Source organism: Agromyces sp. NPDC055520, assembly GCF_053619715.1.
This window is the reverse complement of record NZ_JBSHJY010000001.1, coordinates 341588-355928: the sequence shown is the minus strand read 5'-3', so window position 1 is coordinate 355928 and position 14341 is coordinate 341588. Positions and strand designations below refer to the sequence as shown.

Sequence of the window (14341 nt, the reverse complement as noted above, 5' to 3'; positions counted from 1 at the left end):
GTCTGAATCGGTGCTACTTCTTGGCCGCGAGCTGCTCGATGATGGCCTGCGAGACGTCTTTCATCGTCAGGCGGCGGTCCATCGAGGCCTTCTGGATCCAACGGAACGCCTCGGGCTCCGAGAGCCCCATCTTCTCGTTGAGCAGACCCTTGGCCCGGTCGACGAGCTTGCGGGTCTCGAAGCGCTCGACGAGGTCGCCGACCTCGGCCTCGAGCGCGATGATCTGCGCGTACCGGGCCAGGGCGATCTCGATCGCGGGCAGGAGGTCGTTGGGCGTGAACGGCTTCACGACGTAGGCCAGGGCGCCGGCTTCGCTGGCGCGCTCGACGAGCTCTTTCTGGCTGAAGGCCGTGAGCAGCACGACCGGGGCGATGTGGCCCTTCGAGAGGCGCTCGGCGGCGGAGATGCCGTCGAGCTGGGGCATCTTGACGTCCATGATGACGAGATCGGGGCGCAGTTCGGTCGCGAGCGCCACGGCGGTCTCGCCGTCACCGGCCTCGCCGACGACCTCGAAGCCGTTGTCGCGCAGGATCTCGACGATGTCGAGGCGGATGAGCGACTCATCTTCCGCCACGACCACGCGGCGCGGGGCCGGCTGGGTTGGTTCGGTGTCTTCCACGGAGGAAAGCCTACGGTATTCTGGGCGAGGCCCTTGGCCGGTGTGGCGGAATGGCAGACGCGGAGCACTCAAAATGCTTTGCCCGAAAGGGCGTGTGGGTTCGACCCCCACCACCGGCACCACGTTTCCGGATCGGGCGCGAGCGTCAGCTCCAGAGCGCGGGTGTCAGCTCCAGAGATCGACGAGCGAGGTCGCGAGCCCTCGGTCGATGTCGGCCGGCACAGCCTGCGGCCCGACGAGACCGACCGCGCCCCGGGCGATCGCGGCGAGGCTCGCCGCCTGCAGCGAGAGGCCGAGATCCATGGCCTGGATCGGGTTGCCGCCGGCCGCCACGAGATTGATCATCTTCGTGCCGTGCAGCACCACGACCTCGCGCCCGCCCTCGAGCTCGTAGAGGATCCGGGCATCGGCGTCGCCCGACGGGTTCGAGAGCGTCGTCGTGCGGATCGACCTCGCCGCCAGCGCGGGGAGGTCGATCTCGTCCGCCTCGTGGCCGACTCCGACGAGCATGACCCCGTCGGCGAGGAGATCGAGCCGATCGCCTGAGATCACGCCAGGGTGCCCGGTTGCGAGGAACACGAGCTGCGACTCCGGCAGCAGCGCCTCGACCGGTGCGACGCGATGCCCGTGCATGATCGCCTCGAGTGCACGGTACGGATCGGTGTCCGCGACGCTCACCCGCGCCCCGAGCCGCGCGAGCGTCTCCGCGACGCCCTTGCCGCACGGGCCGTAGCCGATGACCGTCGCACGAGTGCCCGGCAGCATCGCGTTGGTGGCGTTCATGAACCCTTGCACGATGCTCTGGCCGACGCCGAACTCGTTCTCTATCAAGAGCTTCAGCGAGCTGTCGTTGATCACGACGACCGGGAAGTCCGCGGCGACGTCGAGCTCGCGGAGTCGTCGTCCGCCCGTCGTCGTCTCCTCCGTCGCGCCGAGGAAGCCGGCGCTGCGGGGGCCGCCGCGGAGGATCCGTTCGATCGTCTCGGCGCCGTTGTCGAGGAGCACCTCGGGTTCGGCGGCGACGAGCGCATCGAGGTTGCGCGCATGCTGCGCCCCGCATCGTCGTCGTGTCCGCCGATGACCGTCGCACCGAGGGCGCGCAGCGTGTCGACCGTCGCCTGGTCGGTCGTGCCGAGGTTGCCGGTGATGGTGACCCGTGCACCCACCCGGAGCAGCCGGTGCACGAGCACCCCGGTCTTCGGTTCGATGTGCAGGCAGATGCCGACGTGGCGGCCTGCGAAGTCGCCGGCTGTGGTCGCCACGGTCGCGGCGAGGAGCGGCATGGAGCGCGCGGCCCAGTCGAGAGCGGGCGACCCGCTTGCGGGAAGGGCGGCGGGTGTCGGCATGGTCGGCCTCATGCTCCGAGTCTGTCAGCTCGAGCCGCGCAGGCGGGCCCCTCGCAGTGCGGCAGCCGCGGCATCCACAGCTCGTCTTCGCAACCAACGCGAAGGGAGCCGGCCCTCGCGGACCGGCTCCCTCTCGAAATGCGGCTCAGAGCACCTCGCCGACGACGTGCACGCGCACGTCGTTGGTGGTGCCGGGGATTCCGGGAGGGGAACCCGAGATGATGACGACCTTCTCGCCGTTGACGGCCTTGCCGGTCTTCGCGAGCGCCTCGTCGACCTGGCCGACCATCTGGTCGGTGTGGGTCACGCGGGCGACGACGAACGACTCGACGCCCCAGTTGAGCGCCAGTCGGCGGCGGATCGCGGGGTCGGGCGTGAACGCCAGGATGGGGATCTTGGAGCGCAGGCGCGTCATGCGGCGCACCGTCTCGCCCGACTCGGTGAAGACGCAGAGGTACTTCGCCGAGACGAAGTCGGCGACCTCGACCGCGGCGGCCGTGATGGCGCCGGCCTGCGTGCGCGGCTTCGTGCCGAGCGGCGGGATGCGGTCGAGCCCGTGCTTCTCGGTCGATTCGACGATGCGGGCCATGGTCTGCACCGTGATGACGGGGTACTCCCCCACGCTCGTCTCGCCCGAGAGCATTACCGCGTCGGCTCCGTCGAGCACGGCGTTGGCGACATCCGAGGTCTCGGCGCGCGTCGGCACCGGGCTGTGGATCATCGACTCGAGCATCTGCGTCGCCACGATGACGGGCTTGGCGAGACGACGGGCGATCTCGACCGCGCGCTTCTGCACGATCGGCACCGCCTCGAGCGGAAGTTCGACGCCGAGGTCGCCGCGGGCGACCATGATGGCGTCGAACGCCTCGGTGATCTCTTCGAGGGCGTCGACAGCCTGCGGCTTCTCGATCTTCGCGACGACGGGCACGCGGCGGCCCACCTCGTCCATGATCTCGTGCACTCGCGTGATGTCGGAGGCGTTGCGCACGAAGGAGAGCGCGATGAGGTCGGCGCCCAGCTCGAGGCCCCAGCGCAGGTCTGCCTCGTCTTTCTCGGAGAGCGCGGGCACGTTGACGGCGACGCCGGGCAGGTTGATGCCCTTGTTGTTCGACACCGGGCCGGCCACGATGACCTTGGTGGTGACGACGACACCGTCGGTCTCGACGACCTCGACGCGCACCTTGCCGTCGTCGATCAGCAGGAAGTCGCCGGGCTTGACGTCGTGGGGCAGCCCCTTGAACGTCGTGCCGACGAGCTCTTTCGTTCCGACGACGTCTTCGGTCGTGATCTTGAAGATGTCGCCCTCGGCGAGTTCGTGCGGGCCGTCGGCGAATTTGCCGAGACGGATCTTCGGACCCTGCAGGTCGACGAGCACGGCGACCGCCTTGCCGCTGTCGTTCGCGGCCTTCCGCACGTTCTGGTAGACGCCCTCGTGCACGTCGTAGCTGCCGTGGCTGAGGTTCATCCGCGCGACGTCGACACCCGCATCGATGATCGCCCGGATGTTCTCATAGCTCGATGTCGCCGGCCCGAGGGTGGCGACGATCTTCGCTCTTCTCATTGTGATGTGCTCCCGTGTTCTGCGCGAGGCGCTGGGTGTTGGTCGAAGCGCGCCATGCGGCGCGCACTGGTCAGATGGAGAAGGCGTGCGCCGTCGAGGCGATGGGCGACGGCAGCAGGGTCTCGCCTTCAAGGTATCGGTCGACAGCGGATGCCGCAGCTCGACCCTCGGCAATGGCCCAGACGATGAGCGACTGGCCGCGCCCGGCATCGCCCGCCACGAAGACGCCCGGCTGCGCGGTCGCGTAGTCGGCCTCGCGTGCGAGGTTGCCGCGATCGGTCACGGGAAGTGCGAGCTGCTCGTCGAGCGCAGCGGTCTCGGGCCCGGTGAATCCGAGCGCGAGGAGCACGAGGTCGGCGGGGATCTCGCGTTCGGTGCCGGCCTTCGGCACGCGACGGCCGTCGAGGTACTCGGTCTCGGCGACCCGGATCGCACGCACCTCGCCGGCGTCGTTCGCGAGGAACTCGACCGTCGAGGCGAGGAACTGCCGGTTGCCGCCCTCTTCGTGGGCGCTCTGCACCTCGAACACCGTCGGGTGCATGGGCCACGGCTGGTGCTCGGGCCGGCTGGCACTCGGCTCCTTGCCGATCGCGAGGTTCGTGACCGACAGGGCGCCCTGACGGTGCGCCGTGCCGATGCAGTCGGCACCGGTGTCGCCACCGCCGAGGACGACGACGTGCTTGCCCTCGGCCGTGATCTGGTCGAACACCTGGTCGCCTGCGAGGTGACGGTTCGACTGCACGAGGTAGTCCATGGCGAAGTGCACACCCGGCAGGTCGCGCCCGGGAACGGGCAGGTCGCGCGGCACGATCGAACCGGTGGCGATGACGACGGCGTCGTAGCGCTCGCGGAGCTGCGCCCACGTGATGTCGACGCCGATGTTCACGCCGGCGCGGAAGCGGGTGCCCTCTGCCGTCATCTGCGCGAGTCGCAGGTCGAGGTGCTTCTTCTCCATCTTGAAGTCGGGGATGCCGTAGCGGAGCAGGCCGCCGATGCGGTCGTCGCGCTCGAAGACGGCGACCGTGTGACCGGCGCGCGTGAGCTGCTGCGCAGCGGCGAGGCCGGCGGGGCCCGAACCGACGACGGCGACGGTCTTGCCCGTCAGGCGCCCCGGCGGCTGCGGCTGCACCCAACCGTTGCCGAAGGCCTCGTCGATGATCGAGACCTCGACCTGCTTGATCGTCACGGCCGGCTGGTTGATGCCGAGCACGCACGCCGACTCGCAGGGTGCCGGGCACAGCCGACCCGTGAACTCGGGGAAGTTGTTCGTGGCGTGCAGCCGCTCGGCGGCCGCGCGCCCTTCGCCGCGGTACATGAGGTCGTTCCACTCGGGAATCAGGTTGCCGAGCGGGCAGCCCTGATGGCAGAACGGCACGCCGCAGTCCATGCAGCGGCCCGCCTGACGGCGGAGCTGCGCGGGGTCGCCCGGTTCGTAGACCTCTTTGAAGTCCATGATGCGCACCGGAACGGGCCGCCGCTTGGGCAGTTCGCGCTCGGTGACCTTCAGAAAGCCTTTCGGATCAGCCATTCGTCACCTCCAGGATTCGTCCCCAGACCACGTCGCCGTCGGGGTCGAGCCCTTCGTCGACCGCGCTCTGGCGGGTGCGGAGCACTGCGGCGTAATCGCGCGGCAGCACCTTGGTGAAGCGATCGAACGCATCGTCGCCCGCGGCGAGGAGCGACGCGGCGACCGCGGAGTCGGTGTTCGCGACGTGCTGCTCGAGCAGATCGCGCACGATCTCGCGATCGGCGCTGCCGAGTGGGTGCAGCTCCAGTTCGCCGGTCGTCAGCGACTCCCGGTTCACGCGGCCCTCGCGCAGATCGAGCACGTACGCGGTGCCGCCCGACATGCCCGCACCGAGGTTGCGCCCCGTGTCGCCGAGAATGAGCGCGAGGCCGCCCGTCATGTACTCGAGGGCATGGTCGCCCACGCCCTCGACGACCGCACTGGCCCCCGAGTTGCGCACGAGGAAGCGTTCGCCGACGATACCGCGGATGAACATGCTGCCCTGCGTGGCGCCGTAGCCGATGACGTTGCCCGCGATCACGTTGCGCTCGGCGACGAAGCCGCTGTCACGCGACGGGCGCACCACGATCTGCCCGCCCGAGAGCCCCTTGCCGACGTAGTCGTTCGAGTCGCCCTCGAGGCGGAGCGTGATGCCCGCGGGCAGGAACGCGCCGAGCGACTGACCAGCGGAGCCCGTGAGCGTGATGTCGATCGATCCGCTCGGCAGGCCGTGCTCGCCACGACGCACGGTCACCTCGTGACCGAGCATGGTGCCGACCGCACGCTCGGTGTTGCGGATCGGCAGGGCGATCTCGACGTTGCCGCCCTGCTCGAGCACGAGCTTCGAGCGACGGATGAGTTCGTTGTCGAAGTGCTCGTCGAGCTCGTGGTCTTGACCGCGCATGTTCCGCCGAGCCTCGGACTCCGAGAAATCCGGTCCGACGAGAACCGGCGTGAGGTCGAGCCCCGACGCCTTCCAATGGTCGAGCGCGCGGTCGACGTCGAGCAGTTCGCGACGGCCGACGATCTCGTCGATCGAGCGGTAGCCGAGCTCGGCGAGGTACTCGCGCACCTCTTGCGCGATGAACTCGAAGAAGTTGACGACGAACTCGGGCTTGCCCGAGAACCGCTTGCGCAGCTCGGGGTTCTGCGTCGCGACGCCCACGGGGCACGTGTCGAGGTGGCAGACCCGCATCATGACGCAGCCCTGCACGACGAGCGGTGCGGTGGCGAAGCCGAATTCCTCCGCACCGAGCAGCGCGCCGATCACGACGTCGCGGCCGGTCTTCAGCTGTCCGTCGACCTGCACCACCACGCGATCGCGCATGCCGTTGAGCATGAGTGTCTGCTGGGTCTCTGCGAGGCCCAGCTCCCAGGGCGTGCCGGCGTGCTTCAACGAGTTGAGCGGGCTCGCACCGGTGCCGCCGTCGTGCCCCGAGACGAGGATGACGTCGGCGAGGGCCTTCGCCGTGCCCGCGGCGACGGCGCCGATGCCCGACTGGCTCACGAGCTTCACGTGCACACGAGCCTTCGGGTTCGCGCGCTTCAGGTCGAAGATGAGCTGCTTGAGGTCTTCGATCGAGTAGATGTCGTGGTGCGGCGGCGGCGAGATGAGGCCGACGCCCGCCGTCGCGTGACGCGTGCGCGCGACCCACGGGTACACCTTCGTGGGCGGCAGCTGGCCGCCCTCGCCGGGCTTCGCCCCCTGAGCGAGCTTGATCTGGATGTCGTCGGCATGCGTCAGGTACATGCTCGTGACGCCGAACCGGCCGGAGGCGACCTGCTTGATCGCGCTGCGCCGCTCGGGGTCGAGCAGTCGGTCGAGGTCTTCGCCGCCCTCGCCCGTGTTCGACTTCGCACCGAGTCGGTTCATCGCGATCGCGAGCGACTCGTGCGCCTCTTTCGAGATCGAGCCGTAGCTCATCGCCCCGGTCGAGAAGCGCTTGACGATCGACTCGACCGACTCGACCTCGTCGATCGGCACAGCCGGCCGCGTGCCGGTACGCAGCGCGAACATGCCGCGCAGCGTCATGAGGTCTTCGGCCTGCGAGTCGACGAGCGAGGTGTACTCGCGGAACACGTCGTAGCGACGGTTGCGCGTCGAGTGCTGCAGTCGGAAGACCGTCTCGGGGTTGAAGAGGTGCGGCGAACCGTCGCGGCGCCACTGGTACTCGCCGCCGGTCGCGAGACGTTCGTGCGCGCGCACGGCGATGTCTTCGGGGTAGGCCTCGGTGTGGCGGACGAGGTTCTCGGCCGCGATCGCGTCGATGCCGACGCCGCCGAGTTTCGACGTGGTGCCGGTGAAGAACTCCCCGACGAAGCCCTGGTCGAGCCCGATCGCCTCGAAGGCCTGGGCGCCCGCGTACGACGAGATCGTCGAGATGCCCATCTTCGACATGATCTTCAGCACCCCCTTGCCGAGGGCCTTGATCACGTTGTGCACGGCGTCTTCGGGCGTCAGGCCCGTGATCACGCCCGATCGCACGAGGTCTTCGCACGTCTCCATGGCGAGATAGGGGTTCACGGCGGATGCCCCGTAGCCGACGAGCAATGCGACGTGATGCACCTCTCGCACGTCGCCGGCCTCGACGACGAGCCCGACCTTCATGCGGTTCTCGGAGCGGATGAGGTGGTGGTGCACGGTCGAGAGCAAGAGCAGCGACGGGATCGGCGCGAGGTCTTTGTTGGAGTCGCGATCGCTCAGCACGACGAACGCCGCACCGGCCGCGATCGCCTCGTCGACCTCGCCGCAGATGGCCGTGAGGCGGTTGCGCATCGCCTCGGGCCCCTCGTCGAAGCGGTAGAGCCCGCGGACGGTGACGGTCGTGCGCGCCCCGGGTGCGGGGTCGATGTGCACGATCTTCGCGAGTTCGTCGTTGTCGATCACCGGGAACGTGAGGGCGACCTGGCGCGCGTGTTCGGGACCGGCATCGAGGAGGTTGCGCTCGGGACCGAGCGACGTGCCGAGTGAGGTCACGACCGCTTCGCGGATCGAGTCGAGCGGCGGGTTCGTGACCTGCGCGAACTGCTGCGTGAAGTAGTCGAAGAGCAGGCGAGGTCGCTTCGACAGCACCGCGATCGGCGTGTCGGAGCCCATGGCGCCGAGCGGCTCCTGCCCGGTGCGCGCCATCGGCGCGAGCAGGATCTTCACTTCTTCCTCGGTGTAGCCGAAGGTGCGCTGGCGGCGGTTCACGGATGCCGGCGGATGCACGATGTGCTCGCGCTCGGGCAGGTCCGCGAGCTGGATGCGTCCCTGCTCGAGCCAGTCGCCCCACGGCTCGGCCGCGGCGAGCTCGGCCTTGATCTCGTCGTCTTCGATGAGGCGCCCTGCCTCGGTGTCGACGAGGAACATCCGGCCGGGCTGCAACCGCCCCTTGCGCACGATGCGGCTCTGCTCGATGTCGAGCACGCCGATCTCGCTCGCGAGCACGACGAGCCCGTCGTCGGTCACGACGTAGCGCCCGGGGCGGAGTCCGTTGCGGTCGAGCGTCGCGCCCACGAGGGCGCCGTCGGTGAAGACGATCGCGGCGGGGCCGTCCCACGGCTCCATGAGCATCGAGTGGTACTCGTAGAACGCACGGCGCTCGGGCGCGATCTCGGTCTGGTTCTCCCACGCCTCGGGCACCATCATCATGACGGCGTGCGGCAGACTGCGGCCGGCGAGCGTGAGCAGTTCGACGACCTCGTCGAACGAGGCGGAGTCGCTGGCGCCGGGCGTGACGATCGGCCGAAGCGGCGCGAGGTCGCCGAGCAGCTCGGACTCGAGCTGCGACTGGCGTGCCCGCATCCAGTTGCGGTTGCCCTGGATCGTGTTGATCTCGCCGTTGTGCGCGATCATGCGGAACGGCTGGGCGAGCGGCCACGACGGGAACGTGTTGGTCGAGTACCGCGAGTGCACGAGCGCGAGTTTCGACGCGAAGCGCTCGTCGGAGAGGTCGGGGTAGAACGGTTCGAGCTGCAGCGTCGTGACCATGCCCTTGTAGACGAGCGTGCGACTCGACAGCGAGGCGAAGTAGAGCTCGAGTTCGCGCTCGGCGCGCTTGCGCAGCCGGAACGTCAACCGGTCGAGCTCGATGCCCGACACGGCCGCGCCGGTCGACGAGGTGGCGACGGCCCGCACGAACAGTTGCTGCACGACCGGCATGGCCGCGCGTGCCAGCGTGCCCAATTCGTCGGGGCGCACCGGCACTTCGCGCCAGCCGATGACGTCGAGGCCTTCGGATGCCGCGAGGCCGGCCAACGACTGTTTGACGCGACTACGTGCGGTGGGATCGACCGGCAGGAATGCGTTTCCGACCGCGTAGGCGCCGGCCGCGGGCAACCCGAACGCGGTCACGGCGCGCAGGAATGCGTCGGGCACCTGGGTGACGATGCCCGCACCGTCGCCGGTGCCGGCGTCGGACCCGACCGCGCCGCGGTGCTCGAGGTTGCGGAGCGCGTCGAGCGCCGCGGTGATGATGTCGTGCCCGGCGGTGCCGCGGAGGGTTGCGACCATGGCGAGGCCGCAGGCGTCTTTCTCTGCGGCCGGGTCGTACATGCCCTGGGCGGCCGGTACGGTGCCGAACCGCGAGAAGGGTGGGGTGAGCGACACGTGGACCGTCCTCATCAACTCAGTGTGCAGCGAGGGGACGTCGTCGGCCCATCTAGGGGATGTCGCGGCGCGGTGTGCGGCGTCGCTTCGGAGAACTGGGGGGTGGGGGCGTCCTACGCTGTGGTGGATCGGCTTGGGCTTGTGGCCGCCGTCTCGCCAGGTGAACTCTCGCCCTCGACGACCTCGTCGAGAGAATCGGAGTCGGACTCGATGTCATCGGAGTCTACCTCAGCTTCGTCGGGCTTCCATTCACGACCCGAAACATACGGGCTCGGCTCGTCTCCGGTGTGCCGGCGGCGCTGCACGATGATCAGCACGATGCCGAGCACCACGGCGGCGAGCGAGGCCCAGACGTTCACCCGGATGCCGAAGAACATCTCGCTCGGGTCGAGGCGGATGGACTCGAAGAGGGCGCGGCCCGCGCCGTACCAGATCAGGTACACGCCGAAGGCCTTGCCCCAGCGGAGGTTGATGCGCCGCTCGAGCATGACGATGGCGGCGGCACCCAAGAGGTTCCAGATGAGTTCGTAGAGGAAGGTCGGGTGGAAGAGCGTGCCCTCGGCCAGACCGGCCGGGAAGGCCGCGTTGGCGGAGTCGATCTCGAGGCCCCACGGAAGGTCGGTCGGCGAGCCGAAGAGCTCGTGGTTGAACCAGTTGCCGAGCCGGCCGACGGCCTGGGCGACGAGCAGGCCCGGCGCGAGCGCGTCGGCGAACGACCAGAAGCGGATGCCGGTGAACCGGCAGCCGATGATGACGCCGATCGCACCGCCCAGGAGGGCGCCGTAGATCGCGTTGCCGCCCTCCCAGATGTTCCAGATGGCTCCGGGTTGGAAGGGGTTCCAGATGTTCGCACCGGCGTAGAAGTAGTCGTCGGGGTGCGTGAAGACGTGGTAGAACCGGGCACCGATGATGCCGAGCGGCACCGCCCACAGGGCGATGTCGAGCACGATGCCGGGCTCGGCGCCGCGCTTGGTGAGGCGGCGCGAGGTGATGATGACGGCGAGGATGATGCCGACGAGAATGCAGAGCGCGTAGGTGTTGATCACGAGGACGCCCCACGGGACGGGGATCTCGAATGCGCGCCACGCGGGGTCTGGGCTCGGGATGCTGAACGGTGCGATCACGCCGGCTGTTGCCTTTCCTCAGTTGCGTCGGCCGCTGACGGCCTCAATGAGCGTACTTCAACTCGCGCGTGTGCCGCGCGCGAGTTCTGCGGCGAGCTCCCCGACCGCGGCGACACCGCCCGTGGCGAGGGCGTTCACGAGCGCCGAACCGACGATCGCACCCTCGGCGTACTCGAGTACCTCGGCGACCTGGGCGGCCGTCGAGATGCCCACGCCGACGCAGCTCGCCGGAGCGTCAGCTGCGGCGAGCCGCTCGACGAGGGTGCGGGCGGCCCGGTCGACATCGCTGCGGGCACCGGTGATGCCCATCGTCGACACGGCGTAGACGAAGCCGCGGCTGGCCTCGACGACCTGCTCGATGCGGGCATCGGTCGAGGTCGGCGCCGCGAGGAACACCCGGTCGAGACCGGTGCGCTCGGATGCTGCGATCCATGCCGCGCCCTCGTCGGGGATGAGGTCGGGCGTGATGAGGCCCGCTCCCCCGGCCGCGGCAAGGTCATCGGCGAAACGATCGACGCCGTACTGCACGACGGGATTCCAATAGGTCATGATCAGCACCGGGGCATCCACTCGCCGTGTGATGCGGCGCACGGCCTCGAAGCCGTCTGCGAGACGGAACCCGCCCGCGAGCGCCTGTTGCGTGGCCGCCTGGATGACCGGGCCGTCCATGACGGGGTCGGAATAGGGCAGGCCGAGCTCGATGATGTCGACGCCGTTCTCGACGATCGCCACCGCGGCCTCGACGCTCTCGTCGAAGGTGGGGAACCCGACGGGCAGGTACCCGATGAGTGCGCCGCCCGCCTCGTCATTGCGGCGGCGGATGACGGGACCGACCGTGTTCATTCGCCGATCTCCTTGTCGTCCAGTGCAGCCTCCTGGTCGTAGAGCTCGAAGTAGCGGGCGGCGGTGTCCATGTCTTTGTCGCCGCGACCCGAGAGGTTCACGAGGATCGTGGCGTCGGGTCCGAGCTCGCGACCGAGTTCGAGCGCGCCCGCGAGGGCGTGAGCCGATTCGATCGCCGGAATGATGCCCTCGGTGCGGGTGAGCAGGCGCAACGCCTGCATCGCCGCGTCGTCGGTGACGGGGCGGTAGTTCGCGCGCCCGATGGCCGCAAGCCACGAGTGCTCGGGGCCGACGCCCGGGTAGTCGAGCCCCGCCGAGATCGAGTGCGACTCGATGGTCTGGCCGTCGTCGTCTTGCAGCAGGTAGCTGCGTGCCCCGTGGAGCACGCCGGGGCGCCCCTTCGTGATGGTCGCGGCGTGACGGTCGGTCTCGACCCCCTCGCCGCCGGCCTCGAAGCCGTAGAGCGCGACGCCCTCGTCGTCGAGGAAGGCATGGAAGATGCCGATCGCGTTCGACCCGCCGCCGACGCACGCCGCGACCGCCGTCGGCAGGCCGCCGGTGAGGTCGATGACCTGCTGACGGGCCTCTTCGCCGATGATCTTCTGGAAATCGCGGACCATCTCGGGGAACGGGTGCGGGCCCGCGACCGTGCCGAAGATGTAGTTGGTCGACTCGACGTTCGTGACCCAGTCGCGCATCGCCTCGTTGATCGCGTCTTTCAGCGTGCGCGAGCCCGCCTTCACCGCGACCACCTCGGCGCCGAGCAGGCGCATGCGGGCGACGTTGAGCGCCTGTCGTTCGGTGTCGACCTCGCCCATGTAGATGACGCAGTCGAGACCGAAGAGGGCGGCGGCTGTCGCCGTCGCGACGCCGTGCTGGCCCGCGCCGGTCTCGGCGATGACGCGGGTCTTGCCGATGCGCTTCGTGAGCAGCGCCTGGCCGAGCACGTTGTTGATCTTGTGCGAGCCCGTGTGGTTCAGGTCTTCGCGCTTCAGGATAACCCGGGCACCGCCGGCGTGAGCGGCGAAACGCGGCACCTCGGTGATGATCGAGGGGCGGCCCGTGTAGCTGCGGCCGAGTTCGGCGAGCTCTTCGCCGAACGCCGGGTCGAGCTTCGCGAGCTCGTAGGCCTCGCTCAGTTCGTCGAGAGCTGCGACGAGCGACTCGGGCACGAAGCGCCCGCCGAAGTCGCCGAAGTAGGGACCGGTCTGCGCTCTGAGCGCCATGTCACACCGCCAGGAAAGCTGAGAGGTTGGCAATCGGGTCGCCGCCCGTGACGAGCGCCTCGCCGACGAGCACGACGTCGGCGCCCGAGGAGCGGTAGTGCGCGACATCCGTCGCCGACAGCACCGCCGACTCCGCGACGCGGATCGCGCCCTCGGGGAATCGCGCCGCGAGACGGCCGAACAGGTCGCGATCGAGCTCGAAGGTCGAGAGGTCGCGGGCGTTCACGCCGATGAGGCGCGCGCCGAGCGCCGCTGCGCGCTCGAGCTCGTCGGCCGAGTGCGTCTCGACGAGGGGGGTCATGCCGAGTTCGATGACGAGATCGTGCAGCTCGCGGAGCGTCACGTCGTCGAGCGCAGCCACGATGAGCAGCACGAGATCGGCGCCGGCGGCCCGTGCCTCGAACACCTGGTAGGGCGTGGCGATGAAGTCTTTGCGCAGCACCGGCAACGAGACGGCGGCGCGCACGGACTCGAGGTCGGCGAGCGAACCGCCGAACTTGCGACCCTCGGTGAGCACGCTAATGGCGCTCGCGCCGCCGAGCTCGTACTGACGAGCGAGGGCGGCGGGATCGGTGATCGAAGCGAGGGCGCCGCGCGAGGGGCTCGAGCGCTTGATCTCGGCGATGACCTTGACGTGGGCGGCGGGCCGCAACGCCTCGAGTGCGTCGAGTGCCGCGGGGCGGGCGAGCGCCGCTGCCTCGACCTCGACGAGCGGTGCGCTCTCGCGGCGCGCCAGAGCGTCGGCGACAGCGTTCGCCGTCAGCTCGGCCAGCACTAGTGCGCCTTTTCGGCGACCTTCGAGCCGCCGACACCGTAGCCGGCGCGCGCGAGCACCCAGCCGACGATCAGGCCGACGACGAGCAGACCTGCCGACGCCCAGACCAGCCACGGCAAGTCGAGGAAGAACGCCACGGTGCCGATCACGAATGCGATGAGCATGATCGTGACGGCGGTCCATGCCGCGGGCGAGTGTCCGTGGCCGGGATCTGCGGTCTCAATGCTCATGATGCTCCTTCGTGCTGGGGTTTTCGTGGGCCAGTCTAGCGGCTCGACGCGCCGGGGCTCTCGTCGCGGTGCTGGTCGGTGTCATCGTCGGTCGGGTCGTCGCCGCGGCTGAGGCCGTCCCAGTCGTCGATGGCGCGGTCGGATGCCGGGCGAGCGTCGCGGCCGGCGCCGGCCGCGCTGCCGGTGATGCGGGTGCTGCCGCCGGCCGCGGTGCTGCCGCCGGTGCTGCCACCGGCCTCGCCGCCGCCGATCGTGCCGTCGTCGGCAACGCGATCGGCCGCCATGCGCGAATCGCGATACCGCCGAGACGAGGCCGGCCAGCGGCCGCCGGTCACGAGCACGGCGAGGCCGGCGAGAACGAGCAGCGCGCCTCCGACGATCGCGAGGACCGGCCAGAAGGTCGCGGGGGCCGGTGCCCCCCGGTGGGGGGGGGGGGGGGCCCCCGCGACCCCCCCGGCCAACGCGACCCCCCGCCGCACCCCCGCGCCCCGGGGGGCGCGCGCCAGGCGAGCCCCCGGC

Annotated in this window: 11 protein-coding genes and 1 tRNA gene; 1 reads left to right on the top strand and 11 read right to left on the bottom strand. The window is 69.6% G+C overall.

Features of this window, described 5'->3' with window-relative positions; all coding sequences use genetic code 11:
- Window positions 1-13 precede the first annotated feature (13 nt).
- On the bottom strand, window positions 14-619 hold the full coding sequence (locus ACWGST_RS01650; RefSeq protein ID WP_452044887.1) for an ANTAR domain-containing response regulator: 606 nt from the start codon (window positions 617-619) through the stop codon (window positions 14-16).
- A 36-nt stretch (window positions 620-655) separates the two neighbouring features.
- Between ACWGST_RS01650 and ACWGST_RS01645 the strand changes: the two genes are divergently transcribed.
- A tRNA-Leu gene (locus tag ACWGST_RS01645) sits at window positions 656-741 on the top strand.
- 43 nt (window positions 742-784) lie between these two features.
- Here ACWGST_RS01645 and ACWGST_RS01640 read toward each other — a convergent pair.
- The 10 genes from ACWGST_RS01640 to ACWGST_RS01595 form a co-directional block, all read right to left on the bottom strand.
- Window positions 785-1624 carry an NAD(P)-dependent oxidoreductase gene (locus ACWGST_RS01640; protein WP_452044886.1) on the bottom strand — a complete coding sequence of 280 codons (840 nt, stop codon included), beginning with the start codon at window positions 1622-1624 and terminating at the stop codon, window positions 785-787.
- A 486-nt stretch (window positions 1625-2110) separates the two neighbouring features.
- Window positions 2111-3526: a pyruvate kinase gene (pyk, locus tag ACWGST_RS01635; protein WP_452044885.1), complete on the bottom strand. Its 1416-nt coding sequence runs from the start codon at window positions 3524-3526 to the stop codon at window positions 2111-2113.
- 70 nt (window positions 3527-3596) lie between these two features.
- A complete protein-coding gene (locus ACWGST_RS01630; RefSeq protein WP_452044884.1) occupies window positions 3597-5054 on the bottom strand; it encodes a glutamate synthase subunit beta in 1458 nt (485 codons plus the stop codon).
- Window positions 5047-9639 carry a glutamate synthase large subunit gene (gltB, locus tag ACWGST_RS01625; RefSeq protein ID WP_452044883.1) on the bottom strand — a complete coding sequence of 1531 codons (4593 nt, stop codon included), beginning with the start codon at window positions 9637-9639 and terminating at the stop codon, window positions 5047-5049. The genes ACWGST_RS01630 and gltB overlap by 8 nt, the downstream gene beginning before the upstream one ends.
- Before the next feature lie 98 nt (window positions 9640-9737).
- Window positions 9738-10748, bottom strand: coding sequence for a prolipoprotein diacylglyceryl transferase (lgt, locus tag ACWGST_RS01620; protein ID WP_452044882.1), 1011 nt, complete (start codon window positions 10746-10748; stop codon window positions 9738-9740).
- A gap of 57 nt (window positions 10749-10805) precedes the next feature.
- Window positions 10806-11591 carry a tryptophan synthase subunit alpha gene (trpA, locus tag ACWGST_RS01615; RefSeq protein ID WP_452044881.1) on the bottom strand — a complete coding sequence of 262 codons (786 nt, stop codon included), beginning with the start codon at window positions 11589-11591 and terminating at the stop codon, window positions 10806-10808.
- Window positions 11588-12817: a tryptophan synthase subunit beta gene (gene trpB / locus ACWGST_RS01610; RefSeq protein ID WP_452044880.1), complete on the bottom strand. Its 1230-nt coding sequence runs from the start codon at window positions 12815-12817 to the stop codon at window positions 11588-11590. The genes trpA and trpB overlap by 4 nt, the downstream gene beginning before the upstream one ends.
- A gap of 1 nt (window position 12818) precedes the next feature.
- Complete coding sequence (gene trpC, locus ACWGST_RS01605; protein ID WP_452044879.1) at window positions 12819-13592, bottom strand: indole-3-glycerol phosphate synthase TrpC; 774 nt, start codon at window positions 13590-13592, stop codon at window positions 12819-12821.
- Window positions 13592-13822, bottom strand: coding sequence for a DUF6704 family protein (locus ACWGST_RS01600; protein WP_452044878.1), 231 nt, complete (start codon window positions 13820-13822; stop codon window positions 13592-13594). Before ACWGST_RS01600 ends, trpC begins: the two co-directional genes overlap by 1 nt.
- A 35-nt stretch (window positions 13823-13857) precedes the next feature.
- Window positions 13858-14301 (bottom strand): Trp biosynthesis-associated membrane protein, encoded by a 444-nt coding sequence (locus tag ACWGST_RS01595; protein WP_452044900.1) that lies wholly within the window; start codon window positions 14299-14301, stop codon window positions 13858-13860.
- Between the last annotated feature and the right edge of the window lie 40 nt (window positions 14302-14341).

What these genes read in the sequence shown, in the direction of transcription:
- pyk (WP_452044885.1), bottom strand. Translation starts at nt 3,526, where the DNA reads ATGAGAAGAGCGAAGATCGTCGCCACCCTCGGGCCGGCGACATCGAGC.
- ACWGST_RS01630 (WP_452044884.1), bottom strand. Translation starts at nt 5,054, where the DNA reads ATGGCTGATCCGAAAGGCTTTCTGAAGGTCACCGAGCGCGAACTGCCC.
- gltB (WP_452044883.1), bottom strand. Translation starts at nt 9,639, where the DNA reads ATGAGGACGGTCCACGTGTCGCTCACCCCACCCTTCTCGCGGTTCGGC.
- trpA (WP_452044881.1), bottom strand. Translation starts at nt 11,591, where the DNA reads ATGAACACGGTCGGTCCCGTCATCCGCCGCCGCAATGACGAGGCGGGC.
- trpB (WP_452044880.1), bottom strand. Translation starts at nt 12,817, where the DNA reads ATGGCGCTCAGAGCGCAGACCGGTCCCTACTTCGGCGACTTCGGCGGG.
- ACWGST_RS01600 (WP_452044878.1), bottom strand. Translation starts at nt 13,822, where the DNA reads ATGAGCATTGAGACCGCAGATCCCGGCCACGGACACTCGCCCGCGGCA.